16 protein-coding genes are annotated in these 16,660 nt (G+C 51.6%); all 16 read left to right on the top strand.

All coding sequences use genetic code 11. The features are described from left to right. Positions 1-77 precede the first annotated feature (77 nt). The 16 genes from EDD67_RS00890 (at position 78) to EDD67_RS00815 (ending at position 16,428) form a co-directional block, all read left to right on the top strand. Positions 78-935, top strand: coding sequence for a DegV family protein (locus EDD67_RS00890; protein ID WP_121439315.1), 858 nt, complete (start codon positions 78-80; stop codon positions 933-935). A 111-nt stretch (positions 936-1,046) separates the two neighbouring features. Further along, a complete protein-coding gene (locus EDD67_RS00885; RefSeq protein WP_121439314.1) occupies positions 1,047-2,495 on the top strand; it encodes an ATP-dependent helicase ComFA in 1,449 nt (482 codons plus the stop codon). Between the two features lie 14 nt (positions 2,496-2,509). Beyond that, positions 2,510-3,499, top strand: a complete 990-nt coding sequence (locus tag EDD67_RS00880; protein WP_121439313.1) for a nuclease-related domain-containing protein — start codon at positions 2,510-2,512, stop codon at positions 3,497-3,499. A 245-nt stretch (positions 3,500-3,744) separates the two neighbouring features. Beyond that, positions 3,745-4,257 carry a ComF family protein gene (locus EDD67_RS00875; RefSeq protein ID WP_123875784.1) on the top strand — a complete coding sequence of 171 codons (513 nt, stop codon included), beginning with the start codon at positions 3,745-3,747 and terminating at the stop codon, positions 4,255-4,257. An 81-nt stretch (positions 4,258-4,338) separates the two neighbouring features. Further along, entirely contained in the window at positions 4,339-4,776 is a 438-nt protein-coding gene (locus tag EDD67_RS00870; RefSeq protein WP_121439311.1) for a TIGR03826 family flagellar region protein, read from the top strand. A gap of 134 nt (positions 4,777-4,910) precedes the next feature. Beyond that, the gene (gene flgM / locus EDD67_RS00865) at positions 4,911-5,168 is read left to right on the top strand and encodes a flagellar biosynthesis anti-sigma factor FlgM (protein ID WP_093072815.1); all 258 of its coding nucleotides are present in this window, start codon (positions 4,911-4,913) and stop codon (positions 5,166-5,168) included. Between the two features lie 45 nt (positions 5,169-5,213). Further along, on the top strand, positions 5,214-5,720 hold the full coding sequence (locus EDD67_RS00860) for a flagellar protein FlgN (RefSeq protein WP_121439310.1): 507 nt from the start codon (positions 5,214-5,216) through the stop codon (positions 5,718-5,720). A gap of 54 nt (positions 5,721-5,774) precedes the next feature. Beyond that, entirely contained in the window at positions 5,775-7,439 is a 1,665-nt protein-coding gene (gene flgK / locus EDD67_RS00855) for a flagellar hook-associated protein FlgK (protein ID WP_121439309.1), read from the top strand. Positions 7,440-7,705: 266 nt separating this feature from the next. Next, entirely contained in the window at positions 7,706-8,827 is a 1,122-nt protein-coding gene (gene flgL, locus EDD67_RS00850) for a flagellar hook-associated protein FlgL (protein WP_121439308.1), read from the top strand. Positions 8,828-8,855: 28 nt separating this feature from the next. After that, positions 8,856-9,437, top strand: coding sequence for a DUF6470 family protein (locus EDD67_RS00845; protein WP_121439307.1), 582 nt, complete (start codon positions 8,856-8,858; stop codon positions 9,435-9,437). A gap of 608 nt (positions 9,438-10,045) precedes the next feature. Continuing rightward, entirely contained in the window at positions 10,046-10,498 is a 453-nt protein-coding gene (gene fliW, locus EDD67_RS00840; protein ID WP_121439306.1) for a flagellar assembly protein FliW, read from the top strand. Between the two features lie 3 nt (positions 10,499-10,501). Further along, positions 10,502-10,750, top strand: a complete 249-nt coding sequence (gene csrA / locus EDD67_RS00835; RefSeq protein WP_121439305.1) for a carbon storage regulator CsrA — start codon at positions 10,502-10,504, stop codon at positions 10,748-10,750. 177 nt (positions 10,751-10,927) lie between these two features. Next, positions 10,928-11,632, top strand: coding sequence for a response regulator transcription factor (locus EDD67_RS00830; RefSeq protein ID WP_121439304.1), 705 nt, complete (start codon positions 10,928-10,930; stop codon positions 11,630-11,632). 227 nt (positions 11,633-11,859) lie between these two features. Next, positions 11,860-12,747 carry a flagellin N-terminal helical domain-containing protein gene (locus tag EDD67_RS00825; RefSeq protein WP_121439303.1) on the top strand — a complete coding sequence of 296 codons (888 nt, stop codon included), beginning with the start codon at positions 11,860-11,862 and terminating at the stop codon, positions 12,745-12,747. Between the two features lie 244 nt (positions 12,748-12,991). Next, positions 12,992-13,882: a flagellin Hag gene (gene hag / locus EDD67_RS00820; RefSeq protein WP_121439302.1), complete on the top strand. Its 891-nt coding sequence runs from the start codon at positions 12,992-12,994 to the stop codon at positions 13,880-13,882. Between the two features lie 818 nt (positions 13,883-14,700). After that, positions 14,701-16,428, top strand: a complete 1,728-nt coding sequence (locus EDD67_RS00815; RefSeq protein WP_123875783.1) for a hypothetical protein — start codon at positions 14,701-14,703, stop codon at positions 16,426-16,428. The last annotated feature ends 232 nt before the right edge of the window (positions 16,429-16,660 follow it).

Genomic DNA, 16,660 nt, shown 5'->3' with positions numbered 1-16,660 from the left:
CCTGTTGATAAGATAAGAGACAGGTTTTCCGGTTGTTACCGGATCTTGAAAATATCACGGAAAGAAGTGGACGTTCTATGAGTGAAATCGCGATTGTCACAGACAGCACCGCTTATTTATCGGCAGCAGAGCGAAGCGAATACGGGATCACGATGGTGCCGCTAAATGTTATATTCGGCGACGAGACGTTTCAAGAAGAAACGGATATTACCGCGGAGCAATTTTATGAAAAAATGAAGTCGGCCGAGCAGCTGCCGACAACGTCGCAGCCGCCGGTCGGTCTGTTTGAAGAGACGTTTTCGGAACTGGCAAAAACGTATGACGACATTATCGTCGTGACTCTCTCGAGCGGGATCAGCGGCGCGCATCAGACGGCGCTGACAGCGGCAAACGTGACCGAAAATGCCCGCGTGCACGTATTTGATTCCGAAATCAGCTGTTACGTGCAAGGTTTTTTTGTGTTAACCGCAGCGAAACTGGCCGAAAAAGGTAAAAGCGTCAAAGAAATAATGGATCATCTGTACGACATGAAAACCCGTACGCGCGCGTATTTTATGGCCGACGACTTGAGCCATCTGCACCGCGGCGGCCGTCTCAACGGAGCGCAATTGATCGTCGGAAGCATGTTGCAAATTAAGCCGGTGCTTCATTTTGAAAATAAAGTGATCGTGCCGTACGAAAAGGTCCGCACGGAGAAAAAAGCGCTTGCGAAAATCCGCGCACTCTTGGATGAAGATGCCGCGGGCGGCGAAGCGCTCGAAATTGCCGTTATTCACGCGAACCGTCCGGACAAAGCGGAAGAAATTGCCGCTGAGATTCGCGGCCAACACCCTGCGTGCAACGTCACCGTCAGTCATTTCGGTCCGGTGATCGGAACGCATATCGGAGAAGGCAGCCTCGGCATCGGCTGGACGGAAGCCCGCTTAACCGTGTAATCCCCGCATTTATTCTAAAAGCCGCGGTCCGGTAATTTGCCGGATCGTCCGCGCTTTATTTTTCCCTTACTCTTTAACGACTGAACAATCTCATAAAAAGGCTGTGATCTGATGACAAGGGATACGTCTGTCTTTACGCCCGATTCGGCCCTGCAGCGTCTGTTGACCGGACGCAAGCTCCTCGATGCGGAAGTTTGCCGAAAGGTGACGCGTGAAGAGCTGAATGCGCATATTGACGCCGGTTTTGTGCAAGTATCTCCGGCATTTGAACGAAACGCAGCCGGAAAACGGATCTGCGGCCGCTGCGGCAACGAGGAAGCGCGGCTGTTCGGGTCGTACCCGTGTGCCCATTGCGGCAAGGAGTGCCCCTACTGCCGGGCATGCATCATGATGGGGCGGGTCAGCGAATGCGCGCAATTTGTTGGCTGGATTCCGGAGAGTGTTTATCAGCCGCGCACGGTCCTGCTCGCTTGGGAGGGAACGTTGACAGCGGCCCAGGCTCAGGCCGCGCGAAAATTGGCTGCGCAGGTTGAGAGGCTCGCTTCCGGTGCGGGCGGCGGCGAGTTTCTCGTTTGGGCTGTCTGCGGCGCGGGCAAGACGGAAATGCTCTTTCAAGCGGTGCGCGAGGCGCTTGCGTCGGGCTTTCCGGTGATGATTGCCACGCCGCGGACGGACGTCGTGTTAGAACTTGCGCCCCGTTTTGCCGCGGCGTTTCCGGATACCGTTACGGCAGCGTTATACGGCGGCGCGGACGAGCGTTTTCCGCAAGCCGAACTTGTGATCTGTACGACTCATCAGGCGATGCGCTACCGGCGTCATTTTCCCGTCTGCATCATTGATGAAGTCGATGCCTTCCCGTTTTCCGCTGATGAAAAACTGACGCATGCCGTTTCAGAAGCCGCAACCGCGGACGCGCTCACCGTCTACGTAACCGCAACGCCCCCGCGGGATATGCAGCAGGCCGCCGCCAGCGGCCGCCTCCCGCATATCCGCATCCCGCGCCGCTACCACGGCCACGACCTGCCCGTGCCGACGCTATGCTGGGCCGGCGACTGGCACAAACGGCTCCGCGCCCGCGGCCGCGTTCCGCCGCCGCTCTTGCGCTGGCTCCGCACCCAGCTCGCGGCCGGCCGCCCCGTCTTTCTCTTTCTCCCGCGCGTTGCGCTATTAGACGACGCCGCGGCCGCCCTCGTCCGCGCCCTCGCCGCCGACCTCCCGTCCCCGGACGCGTTCGACCACGTCCATGCCGCCGATCCCGGCCGCACGGACAAGGTCGCCCGCTTTCGCAGCGGCGCCATCCGCCTGCTTCTCACGACGACGATCTTAGAACGCGGCGTCACCGTCCCCGGCGTGCAAGTCGCCGTCCTCGGCGCGGAAGACGCCATCTTCACCGAATCCGCGCTCGTGCAAATCGCCGGCCGGGCCGGGCGCAACCCGGCCGACCCCGCCGGCGACGTCATCTTCTTTCATCACGGCCGCACCGCAGAAATGGCGTGCGCCGTCCGGCATATTAAAGCGATGAACGCAGAAACGGTCGAAATGAATACCCACCTCGATTAAAGGAGCGATTGCCAGTGATTATTAAAGAACGGACAGTTCCGCAAGAATACATGCACTTAAAATGCCTGCTCCGGCGGATTGCCGACAGCCACCCGAAAAAAGCCGAACTCGAAACGCTCTGCCGGCACCGCAAATGGGGGTATCTCGGCGAAGAAAAAACCGACTATTATACCCGCCTTTATGACGACCGCGATACTTACATTTTTCAAGCGCTCAAACTCCCGCACAAAGCCGCCCCCTTCCAGATCGACAGCCTGCTTCTTTTTCCGGAAATGATCTTTCTGATCGAAACGAAATGCTGGAGCGGCACGTACACCATTCAGCCGAACGGCGATTTCCGCCGCAGCGACGGAGATGAGAAGGTCGAGCCGAACCCGGACGCTCAAGCCCGCCTGCGCAAAGAAAAACTCGAACAGCTGCTGAAAGACCGCGCCGGCTGCGACCTCCCCGTCGATTACACCGTCTTCTTCGCCAACGACAAACTCCAACTCACCAACACCCAAAACCTCGCCGGCCCCCATTGCAAAAGCGCCCAGCTCATCCGCAAGATCGACAACCTGCGCCGCAAATACCGAAGCGGAAAAACCGCATACACGCCTGATCGGCTAGAAGCTCTCGCGCAGCAAATCAACGCCTGGCACATCCCCGATACGTACGCGATGCCTGCCGCCGAACGCCTCGGCCTCGGCCGCGGCGACATTCAAACGGGCGTGCAGTGCCCGGCGTGCCTGCGTGTTATGACAAGGCTGCCGAAAACGTGGCACTGTCCGGCTTGTAAAACGTTCGCGCCGGCGGCACACACGCGGGCGCTTGTCGATTACATGTTTTTATACAGCCGCTATATTTCCGCCGCGGACGCATCCGTGTTTCTCGGCGTGCCCGATCAATTGGCAGCGAGACGTCTCGTGCAGGCGGTTGGCGCGGTGAAATTGGAACGCGGCAAAGATACCGTTTACGATCTCGGCGCCGCGCCCGCCGTCCTCGCCGAGATCGACCTCGACTGATGAATACGCATTGTTTGTATTGTGACGCGCGGATCGAAGCGGAGTTGTCGTGGGCCGGGCTGTTCGGCTTTTGCGGGGTGCAGGCGGGGGCGGCGTTTTGCGCCGACTGCCGCGGGCGCCTCGCGCCGATCGGTGCGGTCGGCTGTACGCTCTGCGGCCGCCCGGCGGATGCAGAGCGGGCGGAAGGGGGGCGCTGCCGCGACTGCGTTCGCTGGGAGCGCGCCCCGTCCGGGGGAGAAAAACGGGTGCAGAACCGTTCGCTGTACCGCTACAACGGCTTCATGCAGGAGGTGTTGGCGCAGTATAAGTACCGCGGCGACGCCGCCCTGGCTGAGGTGTTTGCGCCGGAGCTGGCGCGGCTCGGGCGCAGCTTTGCGCGCGGATATACGGCGGTGCCGGTGCCGCTGGCGCCGGACCGGCTGCTCGAGCGCGGATTCAACCAGGCGGCGCTCTTGGCCGCGGGGTTGAGGCCGCGGGAGGATTTGCTCGTGCGTACGGGAACGACGGCGGGGAAGCAGAGCAAGCGGGGGCGCAATGCGCGTCTCGCGTCAGTGGCGGGGTGTTTTGCGGCCAAGGCGCAAGCCCCCGGCGAGGAGACCGTCAGCTGGGGCGAGCTCAAGATTGTGTTAGTCGATGATCTGTATACAACGGGGGCAACGTTGCAAAGCATCGGCGAGGTTTTTTATCAAAAAGGGGTGAAAGATGTCCGGGCGCTGACATTGGCGCGGGCGGGCGATGTAGCAGATATTGACAGTTAATTGTGTCGATTTTGGACTGGAAAGAGGGGTGTGTGCGGCCGATATAAGGGGAAACGGGGAAATGAAACGGAGGGGTCGGCGATGGCGGATTTAAGTAATTGTCCGGAGTGCGGCAAGTTGTTTGTGAAGGCGATGCGGCCGGTTTGTGAGGAGTGTGCGCGCAAGCGGGAAGAGCAGTTTGAGCTCGTGAGCGGTTATATGCGTAAGCGCGAGAACCGGCAGGCGTCGCTGGAGGATGTGCATGCGCATACCGGGGTCGACAAAGATGTGATTATTCAGTTTCTGCGCGAAGGGCGGCTTCGGCTGTCGCAGTTTCCGAATTTGGCGTTTCCGTGTGAGAAATGCGGCGCGGATATTCGCGAGGGGCGGATTTGCGCAGCGTGCCGCAAGGAGATTAACGACGGGATTGCCGCATCGGAGCGGGAGAAGTCGTTTCAAGAGCGGAAAGATGAGCAGGAACGGGCGAAAGTGCAGACGTATTCGACGCTTGAGGATAGAGTCAACCGCCGCCGCCGCTGACGGCAGGGGGCGGTCTTTCGTCGCATTTTTTGCGATTTTTCGGCGCAATGCTTAAACTGTTGAAGAAAATCGCCGATAATAAGAGTAGTAACGCCCGCGCGGCATAAAAGTGCGGACGATGGAGGTGCCAAACGATGAAAATTAATCCGATGCAATCGGTCAATGCGTATCAGAAGCTGCAGGAAGCGCAAAAACAGCAGGCGCATGATAAACAGACGCGGTCGGATCAAGTCGAGATTTCAAAGGAAGCAAAAGAGCTTGCGGAATCGCAGGAGAACCGTTCAGCTGAGAAGCAGGAGCGGATTAACGAGATAAAAGAACAGGTGAAAAACGGCACGTACGAAGTGAACGCGCAAGAGACGGCGCGGAAGTTTTATGAGTTTTGGAATTAAAGACAAGCTGACGTTGACAGCCGCTAACAGCCGGGAGGGACAAGTGTGACAAAGCAGCTCGTACAAGTGATGCAGGCGCTGACAAAAGTGCATCAGCAGTTGAATCAGCAGGCGAAACGAAAAGAACAGGCGATTATTCAAGGTGATATGGCCGAGCTTGAAGACGTGATGAAAGCGGAGTCGCCCTTGATTCAGCAGCTTCGCAAGCTGGAAAACACCCGGCTTCACCTCGTTAAGAATTGGAAAGAGGCGAACGGGATCTTTAAAGAAGATGCGACGATGGATGAGCTCCTGCCGCACTTTCCGGAAAGTGTGCGCAGCGAGCTTTCCTATTGGTCCGATCAGCTCGTCAGCGAAGTGCGCGCTTTGCAGGTGCAAAACGAGCGCAACCAGCTGCTGATTAACGATTCGCTCAAATTCGTCAACATGTCGCTCGATTTAATGACCGTCGGCAACGAAACGTACGCCGGCTATTCCGGCACCGGCGAAGCGGCCGATGATGCGGAAGCCGATGCCGGCCCGGTCCGCTCGCTGTTCGATTCGAAAGCGTAGCGGGCTGACCGGTTTGTCGCGGCCGATTTTTTAACACATAAAGGAGAGAAACCGATGCTTTCAACCTTTCACGGCCTGGAAACGGCTAAACGGGGGCTCAGCACCCAGCAGGCAGGCTTACATACGACCGGCCACAACATATCAAACGCCAACACCGAAGGCTATTCGCGCCAGCGCACGAATATGACCGCGTCCGACGGCTTTCCGAACGCCGCGTTTAACCGCCCCGGCATTCCCGGCCAAATGGGCACCGGCGTTCAAGCGAACGACGTCCAGCGCGTGCGCGAGGCTTTTCTCGACGTGCAGTACCGGGCGGAGAACAATGACCACGGGTATTGGGACGCGAAACACGAGGCGCTGTATAAAATGGAAGATGTCATGAACGAGCCGACCGACGACGGACTGACGAACACGATGGATGAGTTCTGGAATGCGCTCCAGGATTTATCGTCCGACCCGGAAGATTCCGGTGCGCGCTCAGTAGTGCGCCAGCGCGGCGAGGCGCTGGCGGAGACGTTTAACTACAAATCCGATTCGCTCGAGCAGATTCAGTCCGACTACGGCAACGAACTGAGCGTCAACGAAGACGATATCAACTCGATTTTGTACCGTCTGGACGCGGTGAATACGCAAATTGCTGAAGTCGAACCGCACGGCGATTTGCCGAATGATCTTTACGACCAGCGCGACTTGCTCGTCGACGAACTGTCCGGGCACATCAACATCTCCGTTGAACGAAACGAAAGCGGCGGCAACGCGAAAGACAGCGCGGAAGGCGCCTACACGATTCATATGGTCGATAACGACGGTGAGGAAACCGGGATTGAGCTGATCGACGGCGAAAACCTCGATTACAACCAGATTGCGCTCGAATACGCCGATGACGGTGCGGTCGACGCGCAAAACCCGCCGGTCACAGGAGTGTCGTTTACGAACGAAGCGCTTGTTAATACCGATTACGACACCGACGAACTGACAAACGCGGACGGGGAAAGCCGCGAGGCGATGGCAATCGAGGATTTCTTCCAGTCGAGCGGCTCGTTGGCCGCGAAGATTGAAGCGTACGGTTACGCGGAAGGCGGCGCGGAAAATCCTGACCTGGCGAATGTGCAAGGCGATTTTCCCGAAATGATGGCGAAGCTTGACGAAATGATTACAACCTTTGCTGCTGAGTTTAACGAAGTGCACGAATCGGGCTGGTCGCTGGCGGAAATTGCCGACGGCGAAAAAGCAAACGGCGGCGACGGCATTCCGTTTTTCACCTTTGCTGACGGCGCTAATGCGGCGCAAAACGTACGCGTGTCAGACGCGGTCCGTGACAGCACCGATAACATCGCTGCTTCAGCGGCAGCCGACGACGGCGAAGCAGCCGAGGAAGCGTTTGCCGGCGACGGGTCGAATGCGCTCGCCTTGGCGAACGTGAAAGATGCCGAACTGGATTTCGACGGCGACACGACCGATGTGCAAAGCTATTATCAAGGCGTGATCGGCGAGATGGCGGTGAAGACGAATGAAGCGGAGCGGATGAAAGACAATACCGGCTCTTTGCTCGAATCGGTAAAACAAAACCGCGACTCGGTGTCGAGCGTGTCGCTCGACGAAGAGATGACCGATATGATTCAGTTTCAGCACGCCTACAACGCCGCGGCGCGAAGCATCACCGCGGTGGACGAGATGCTCGATCGGATTATTAATCAAATGGGCATTGTCGGCAGATAACGGAAGACGGCTGAAAAGCTGGTATGTTTTTATATAAGGAATGATGAGCCTTGCACAAACTCGCTTGCCGCGCGCAACGCCTCAGCCTTCTTGGAAGCACAAACTGCTTCCTGCGGGGTCTTCGACTGTTGCTTTTCCCGCAGGTGTCGAGTTTGCTCCAGGCTCATCAACTTCTTCTTCCAATGACGAACTATTTCAGCCGCTTATCGTCAATCGAGGCAGGCAGCTGTATTTATTAGAAGTTACGAGAAAGCAGGTGTGAATAGATGCGGGTAACACAATCAATGCTGGCAAGCGGGACGTTGAATCACCTCAGCAACAATTATCAAAAGATGCAGGGGCTGCAGGATCAGCTTTCGACGGGGAAAAAGATTACCCGGGCGTCGGATGATCCGGTGGTCGCGATGAACGGGATGCGCTACCGCTCGCAAGTCGGCGAGATGGAGCAGTTTGAGCGCAACACGTCGGAAGTGCACAACTGGATGGATACGGCTGATGATACGCTCGGGCAGACGACCGATGCGATGACACGGATCCGCGAATTGACGGTGCAGGCGGCGAACGACTCGTACGACGCCGATGAACGCGCCAATATCGCCGCGGAAGTCGGCCAGCTCCGCGAACACATCGAATCGATGGCGAATACGCAAAACAACGGCAAGTACGTCTTTAACGGGACAGACACGACGAATGCGCCGGTTGATCCGGAGGAAATGAACACCGATTTGGCCGCGCTGGAAGAGATGGACGACGAGGAGCTGGCGGAGCAGCGGCTCGTCCATAACGGGGAAAGCTATGCGTTTGATGCCGAGGAGAGCGCGGGCGACACGTACGTGTTTACAAATGGCGGCGGCGAATCGATCGAGGTCGCATTGGATGGCGCCGGTGACGTCGAGACGATCACGGCGCCAGACGGCGAGGAAGTGCTTGCGCGTGAGGTGACGCTGATGAACGAAAACGCGACCTCGACAAACGAGCAAGACGTTGAGATCGAGCTGTTAAAAGGCGTCAACGTGCCGGTCAATATCGATCCGGATAACGTCTACTCGGAAGAATTGTTTGCTGAATTGCATCAATTAGAAGACGCGCTTCGCGACCCGGAAGCAAGCGGCGAGGAATTGACCGGCCGCTTGGACGGACTCGACGGGCAGATCAACAACATCGTGGATGAGCGCGCGGAACTCGGCGCGCGGATGAACCGGGTGGAAATGATCGAAGACCGGATTGCCGATCAGTCGATCACCGCCGAGCGGATTATGTCGGATAACGAAGACGCGCAGATGGAAGAAGTGATTACCGAACTGCTCGAACAGGAAAACGTTCACCGCGCCGCGCTGTCAGCGAGCGGGCGGATCATTCAGCCGACATTGATGGACTTTTTAGGCTGATAGCTTGAAGGGATGAGGAGGAGCTTCGATGGAGATGCCGCGTTTACAAATCGACAGCACGCCGGTGAAACTCGGACTAGAGACGCACGAGCCGCCGCTGGAAATGGCGCAGCGCGATGCGGACGTGCGCATATCAACCGATTTGCACGGCGCGTTTCATCTCGAGCACTACGACCCGCAGCTCTCGATTGATCAGTCCGCCGCGTTTGCCGATGCCGATTTAAAGGGACCGCTGCAGCGGACGGCGGAACACGCGGCGCGCGCCCAGCAGTCTGCTTTGCAGTACGTCGCGGAAACGGCGCGGCACGGGGAGATGCTCAAGCGAATTGAAGACGGTGTCGAAGCGATTCCGGAAATTGCCCGGGAAAAAGGGACGCGTGCGCCGAAAGACGTCAATTACGCGCAAGTGCCGACGGGAACCGAGAAAGTGCAGATTGATTTTGCGCCGGGCGGCGTCAACTTTCATATTGAGCGCGCTGAGGCGCAGTTTGATGTCGAAACGCACGATGTCGAATTGCGCATTCCGCGCTGGGAGACGAATACGTACGTTGAACAAAAGAATCAGCTTCATATCAGTGTTGCCGGTTCGCACGTGAACCGGCAGCTGTAACAGAAAAGCAGCCGCGGCTGCTAATTTGATTTATCTAAATCAGAGCTTAGATCTAATGGCTGAGCTTCTGCATGAAGTTTTAGGTTCGTCAGTTATGAAGCCGCTATCCTTCGCTTGCCGCGGGCAACGCCTCAGCTCTTTCTTTTCGAGATATATAGAATACAGGAGGTTATGAGCCCTGCACAAACTCGCTTGCCGCGGGCAACGCCTCAGCCTCCTCAGAAGCGAGACCGCTTCTTGCGGGGTCTTCGACAGTTGCTTTTCCCGCAGGCGTCGAGTTTGCTCCGGTCTCATAATTCCTCTCTATCGAGAAAGAATAAACATGCAGGTGCTCAATAGATCATCTGTTTTCCCGCAGGAGTCGAAGGAGTGGCTTCATAACTTCCCTAATAAATGTGTTGGGTTCAAAGAAGGATAATAGAATAGATAAAGAACTGATCGGGAAAAAGACCGTATCTTATGAGAGAAAGTAAGAATTCGCAAAGTCGAATCAAAACGGTTTAAATGGAGGTCATCACGAAATGATCTGAGCTTTGGTGTTTGTATCATTTCGATTGGCAATCCGTTACAATAGGACGTAATGAACGACGATTTACGGAGGGATTTTCATGTACATTGAGACGAAATACCACGGTAAAGTGACGGTGACGGATGAGCAGTGCCTGCACTTTAACAACGGGATTCCGAGTTTTGAAGAGGAGAAGACGTTTGCCTTATTGCCGTTTGGCGAAGAGGCGACGCCGTTTTATATTTTACAATCAACGAATGAACCGGGGCTCGCGTTTGTCGTGATGACGCCGTTTACCTTTTTCCCGGACTATGAGGCGAAATTGTCGGATCAGACCGTTGAGGACTTAGCGATTGCGGATCCGGCGGAAGTGCAGCTGTTGGTGATTTTGACGCTGAAAGACACGCTTCAGGCATCAACGGCGAATCTGCGCGGGCCGATCGTCGTTAATACGCGCACGCGCGAAGCGAAGCAGATTGCCTTGACCGAGACGGAATATCATACCCGCCATCCGCTGAAAGCGGCGCAGCCGGCCGGGAAGAAAGGGGAATAAACGATGCTCGTACTGACCCGTAAAGAAAACGAATCGATTCAAATCGGCGACGATATTGAGCTGACGGTCGTGTCCGTTGACGGCGATCAAGTCAAACTCGGCATCAATGCCCCGAAAAACATCGACATTCACCGCAAAGAAGTCTACCTCGCGATTCAAGAAGAAAACGCCCAAGCAGCCGATACCGGTTCGCTCGATTTGCTCAAGCAATTGCATCAAGCTGTCAACGAGGACGGACACTCAAACGAGTGACCTCCACAGGACGCAGGAGAAAATTTCTAATAATAAGCTCTCGTGGAAAAAATTGAACGGTTTGGCGCAAATGAAACAAGAAAAGTCCGATCGTTTTCAAGACTATCGAAACTTGTCGTTTAACGGGTCAAGCCGTAGCCTTGAGGTAGACTGTTTTTTAAGAAAGGGGAACCACCTATGCCTACCTTTGAAAAAACGCAAGACTCGGTGGCGAATGAGAAGGTTCTCTTTATCGATCGCGAACACACCCTGACTCGTGACAAACACTCTGCGCTCGTGAATAATCTTCATGACCAGGAAGTTATCGTCGATAAAGAACCGATGGACGATCTCGAAAACATCACCTACATTTTTTACTTCATCCGCGAAGACCGCTACGAAACGATGAAGTGGCTCGAAGCTGAACTGTCCGTCCCGGCTCCCGGACACGTAAAGAAAATGATTATTACTGACGGCACGCCAAGCCGGAACTTGTTTCCATACTTAAATTACGAGCTGCACGGCATCGTTTCACTGACGAAGTTCATCGATGAAACAAAAGCGGTCTTGCAAACGCTCGACAAGTACAACATTTACTTAGAACAATCGGTACATAAAGCGTTCGTCGAAGAGATTCATGCGCAGAAAATGCGCGACCGCCCGATCAACAAGCTGCAAATCCGCAAACCGGACGTCGAGCACCTGCTTACGGCCAACGAAATCCGCGTGTTGCAGCACATCCTCGACGGCTTCAACAACCGGCAAATTGCCGAAGAGCTCTACCTCGCACCATCGACGGTGAGCACCGTGATCAGCCACCTGCTGAAAAAACTCGACGCCAACGACCGCACCGACGCGATGGTCAAAATCATCCGCCGCGGCTGGGTCGACGCCCTGCGCTAAACCATCTGAACCGCCCTTGCGAAAAACCACGGGGGCGGTTTTTGTATGCAATAAAATTTTATTAGAAAAAATTATAAAAATCCCTAAACATTATTAAAACAGCTCCGATATAGGGAGGGAAAGGTGAATACGGAAGACCGGCGGCCGACGGTCTTCCCTTTCACTTTAATCCAGACCCTTCACTCACAAGGATGTGACCGAAGGAAAAATTCAAGGAGGAATTACTTATGATTATTAACAACAACATCCCGGCGATGAATACGCATCGCCAAATGGAAACGAACAACCAAGCACAGCAGGAGTCGATGGAGAAACTGTCTTCCGGCATGCAAATCAACCGTGCAGGTGATGATGCAGCAGGACTGAACATCTCCGAAAAGATGCGCGCGCAAATTAACGGCTTGGACCAAGCAAGCAGCAACGCGCAAGACAGCATCTCGCTTATTCAAACAGCCGAAGGTGCGCTTGACGAAACACATGACATCCTGCAACGCATGCGTGAGCTTTCTGTACAGTCAGCGAACGACACGAACGTTGACGAAGGCGACCGTGAAGCCATTCAAGCAGAAGTAGATCAGCTCGTTGAAGAAATTGATCGTATTTCCGATAATACAGAATTTAACACTCAAGAGTTATTAGATGGAGATTTTAATGGGACTTTCCATATTGGTGCCAATGAAGACCAAAACATTGAATTAGAAATTGGAGATATGAGCGCCACTGGTACTGATGCTCTAGGTGATGGTATTTTTGCTGCAGATGCTTTAACCGATACGTTGGATAATGCTGATGCTACTACTGACCTCGATCAGACAATTGATGTTTCCACTCAAGATCAGGCTAATACAGCTATTGAAAACATCAATGACGCTATTACAAATGTTTCTGAGCAACGATCCGATCTTGGTTCCGTTCAAAACCGCTTAGAGCACACGATCTCCAACTTGGATAACGCTTCAGAGAACCTCTCTGCTGCGGAGTCACGTATTCGCGACACTGACATGGCTGCGGAAATGATGGAGCAAACTCGTGCGAACATTCTTGGTCAAGCGTCACAGTCGATGCTCGCGCAAGCTAATCAGCAACCGCAAAACGTCTTGCAACTGCTGCAATAAGAATCGGTTCATTTTACGATCCTCCGGAGGTTATTCCGGAGGATCTTTTTCGTTAATGCTGAAGATACATACATGAAATTTGAAAAAACAATTAAAATATCTAAACAATTTATATTAAGTTCCGATATAGATAGGGAAGGGTGAATTACGAAGGTCGGCGGCCGACGGTCTTTCCTTTCACCTTAATCCAGACCCTTCACTCACAAGGATGTGATCGAAGGAAAAATTCAAGGAGGAATTACTTATGATTATTAACAACAACATCCCGGCGATGAACACGCATCGTCAACTGGAAATGAACAACAACGCCCAGCAGGAGTCGATGGAGAAACTGTCTTCCGGCATGCAAATCAACCGCGCTGGCGACGACGCTGCCGGTTTGAACATCTCGGAAAAAATGCGCGCGCAAATTAACGGCTTGGATCAAGCAAGTAGCAACGCACAAGACGGTATCTCTTTGATCCAGACAGCCGAAGGCGCTTTAGATGAAACGCACGACATCCTGCAGCGTATGCGTGAGCTCTCCGTTCAGTCCGCAAACGATACGAATGTAGATGAAGGCGACCGCGAAGCAATACAAGCAGAAGTCGATCAACTCGTTGAAGAAATTGATCGTATTTCTGATAATACGGAATTTAATACACAAGAGCTTTTAAATGGAGATCTTGCAGATGAGACGGAAGCTCTTACTTTTCAGATTGGCGCAAATACGGGTCAAAGTATAGAATTGAACATTGATGATATGAGCGCGAGTGGAGCAGATGGAATTTTTGAAGGAGAGTTAACGGCGGCAGCTGATTTAGATGGAAGTGCAAATACAGACCTTGATGATACTATTGATGTTTCTAGCCAAACTGCTGCTGATGCTGCTATTGAAACTATTAATGATGCTATTACAAATGTTTCTGAACAGCGTTCGGACCTCGGTTCAGTGCAAAACCGCTTAGAGCACACAATCTCCAACTTGGATAACGCTTCGGAGAACCTCTCCGCTGCAGAATCCCGTATCCGTGATACAGACATGGCTGCGGAAATGATGGAGCAGACGCGTGCGAACATTCTAGGCCAAGCGTCACAGTCGATGCTCGCGCAAGCCAACCAGCAGCCGCAAAACGTATTGCAGCTGCTGCAATAAGAATCGGTTCATTTACGATCCTCCGGAGGTTATTCCGGAGGATTTTTTCATGAGTGAAGATAAATATAGAGAATTTGATAAAAATGTTTAAAATAGCTAATTGTTTATCTTTTGCTACGAAATAGGGAGGGGAAGATGAGTACATATTATTAAACGGTACGGAATTTAACGCTAGCTGGAAACTATCTTAAAAATAAAGAGGTAATAAATCTCGTTATTGCAGTCCGCGGCAACTAATGATCATGTTTGTAGGTGAAAATGAAACATTATTCATTTCTGTGAATGAAGTGATCGTTACGCAGATTGGTACAAGTGCTTTTGAAAATGAAGAGCGAGTAGATGTATAAACTGAAGACGCGTCTAATTCGAAGTTAAATAATTTAGAGGGTCAAACTGTTTCAGTTGCTGGAATTGATATTTTCTTTCATGCGGGGAAATCAATCGGGGAAATCAATTGTTACCGAGATTAACGATGCAATTGAACCCGTTTCATGTCAATTCCGTGATTCAAGTGTGACACAAAATCATATAAAGTACACAATGTCTAAGCTGAGGCATTCTTCTGAGAATGGATAATCTGCAACTAAGCTCCTGTCTTGCAAGATTAAAGCAGGTTTAATGGTCAGGATATCACCTAAACAAAGAATTATTCCGGGGAAATTCCCTAGTCAATAGAAGTTGTGTAAAGTGCCAAGTCTTTATGATCGATTGAAAAAAGTAACAATCCATTCCAGATTTTATGTTATTATTTATCTAGTAAAAAATACCTGTGTGTATAATTTTCATAATAACTTCTTATAGTATAGGGTGTGTTGCAGATGTTTGAGGCTATAATTTTGGGAATACTTTTAAGTACGGGGGTATATGTCGTATGGAGGTATCGTAAAGAAAGCGTATATACTGAGAGGCTGGCTCACGTACTTCCTTCTGAAGAGAAATTGCAATGGGAAAACCCTGAGGATAAGCTGAATGGAGTGAAAATAAGAACACGTAATCCTCGCTTTGCTTCAAGATGGAGAGAGGCAGGAGGAGTTGGTGCTGTTGGTGGAATCCCTTCGATGTATTACTTAAGCAAAGTGGATCCAAAGGTAATTGACTCGTTGGACTTTGCTTTTGCCGATGATTTAAGTAACTTTAACAATCTAACCGATTATGTCAGTGATAAATATCTGGATGTGTTAAATACTGATTCGGCAGATGGATGGATGACAAGGTTTGAAGGCTATGTGATGGAAATGCACTCTGCTGATGTACTAGAAGAGATGGGCTATGATGTTGAATTGCCAGATGCATCGAATCAAGAAGGTTGGGATGTATTGTTGGATGGTGAACCTTGGCAGATTAAAGGGGGTGAAACCCCTCAGGTGATCGCCAATCACTTCGAGACATACCCTGACATTCCAGTGATAACCAACGAAGATTTAGGAACAGCTTATGAAGGATATGATAATGTCATGGTTTTGGATGATATATCAGCAGAGAAAATTCATGAGATGGCACATGATAGTTTAACGTCAATAGATCAAATTGATTCGACTATGGGGGCTGGTATCCCAGTTGTCAGTTTAATTATGTCCTCCTATAGAGAAGTGAAGTTACATAGCCAGAATAAAACTGATTTTGGCTCGTCAATGAAAAACGTTGGTCTAGACGCAGCAGGAGTGGGAGGAGGTGGTTATGCTGGTGCTCAAACAGGCGCTGTGATAGGAGCTGTCGGTGGTCCGGCAGGTGCAGTCGTTGGCGGTGTTGTCGTAGGTATTGTCGGTGCAGTCGGAGGCAAAGTGGGGACCAATATCGTGAAAGAAAAGTCGATGAAAGAAGCTTTTTACGATTATGAAAATACAGTCAAGCGGGTTCAACAAGCGATCGAACACGACCAGGAAAAAGAACGGTTAGCAATTACTGCGATGGTTGAAAAGGTGAATACTGACTTAAATTCAGCTAAATCAACCATCGAGGCAAGTTATCAAAAGCAATTTGATGAAAAGAAAGATGATGTAGTAGAAAAACAAAAAGCGTTTTTAAATGAAGTTCCGAAAATATTGCAATCGATAAAGGAAGAACTTCAAGAGTTTGAAAAAGGGCTTGCTGAAAATTACGAGCCTTCATTTGTCCTCAAGCGTTGGTTGAACCCTTCCTATGATGATGTAGCTTATCGAAAACTTAAATCATGGTTTAAACAACGCTATGTTATTATCGACCAAGGATTAAAGAAGTTTTCAAAGGCTTTAAGTGAAGAAAAGTCGCATCAAAAAATACAACAACAGTATGCCGAGGCGATCACCTTTTTCCGCGATTATTCGGTGGTGTCTGAACATCTAGATGATGTTTTAGCAAGTGTCGTTTATGAGACTGATAAAGTAGAAAAAACACGAGATCGTATGAAAAAGGATTTCTACCTGCATTTGCTCCAAGCAAAGGAAAAAATGAGACAAGGAACACAAGACTCCTTTCGTTCACTTGCAGAAAAAGCACTCGTTGAAAAAGAGCAAATTCAACAAGCATATGACCGCTACATAAACCAACGAGAGAAATTAGGACGCTAGTTTAAATCTAGGTCAATTGCGATGGTTCAGTTATGGTAACCGTATGGGTGCTTTTCGGGCGTCTAGTTATCTAACAGCATTTTTGATGACATTCAATATTTTTTGTAAAAATTCTTGAAGATTAGGATATCCTCGAACGAATTTGAATAGTTTTTAAAAAAGATGAACAGCCTCCCTTCTAAAGAAGCCGTGGAAAGATAATCTATCTAATTTCAGACGAATGTAATAAAAA

The organism is Salisediminibacterium halotolerans (assembly GCF_003814815.1).
Lineage (GTDB): Bacteria > Bacillota > Bacilli > Bacillales > Salisediminibacteriaceae > Salisediminibacterium > Salisediminibacterium halotolerans.
This window is presented reverse-complemented; position numbering and strand designations above follow the sequence as displayed.

Excerpts from the sequence above, each read along its gene's own strand:
- EDD67_RS00830 (WP_121439304.1), top strand. The coding sequence starts at position 10,928 with ATGCCTACCTTTGAAAAAACGCAAGACTCGGTGGCGAATGAGAAGGTT.
- fliW (WP_121439306.1), top strand. The coding sequence starts at position 10,046 with ATGTACATTGAGACGAAATACCACGGTAAAGTGACGGTGACGGATGAG.
- flgK (WP_121439309.1), top strand. The coding sequence starts at position 5,775 with ATGCTTTCAACCTTTCACGGCCTGGAAACGGCTAAACGGGGGCTCAGC.
- EDD67_RS00885 (WP_121439314.1), top strand. The coding sequence starts at position 1,047 with ATGACAAGGGATACGTCTGTCTTTACGCCCGATTCGGCCCTGCAGCGT.
- EDD67_RS00845 (WP_121439307.1), top strand. The coding sequence starts at position 8,856 with ATGGAGATGCCGCGTTTACAAATCGACAGCACGCCGGTGAAACTCGGA.
- flgL (WP_121439308.1), top strand. The coding sequence starts at position 7,706 with ATGCGGGTAACACAATCAATGCTGGCAAGCGGGACGTTGAATCACCTC.
- EDD67_RS00825 (WP_121439303.1), top strand. The coding sequence starts at position 11,860 with ATGATTATTAACAACAACATCCCGGCGATGAATACGCATCGCCAAATG.
- csrA (WP_121439305.1), top strand. The coding sequence starts at position 10,502 with ATGCTCGTACTGACCCGTAAAGAAAACGAATCGATTCAAATCGGCGAC.
- EDD67_RS00815 (WP_123875783.1), top strand. The coding sequence starts at position 14,701 with ATGTTTGAGGCTATAATTTTGGGAATACTTTTAAGTACGGGGGTATAT.
- hag (WP_121439302.1), top strand. The coding sequence starts at position 12,992 with ATGATTATTAACAACAACATCCCGGCGATGAACACGCATCGTCAACTG.
- flgM (WP_093072815.1), top strand. The coding sequence starts at position 4,911 with ATGAAAATTAATCCGATGCAATCGGTCAATGCGTATCAGAAGCTGCAG.
- EDD67_RS00890 (WP_121439315.1), top strand. The coding sequence starts at position 78 with ATGAGTGAAATCGCGATTGTCACAGACAGCACCGCTTATTTATCGGCA.
- EDD67_RS00870 (WP_121439311.1), top strand. The coding sequence starts at position 4,339 with ATGGCGGATTTAAGTAATTGTCCGGAGTGCGGCAAGTTGTTTGTGAAG.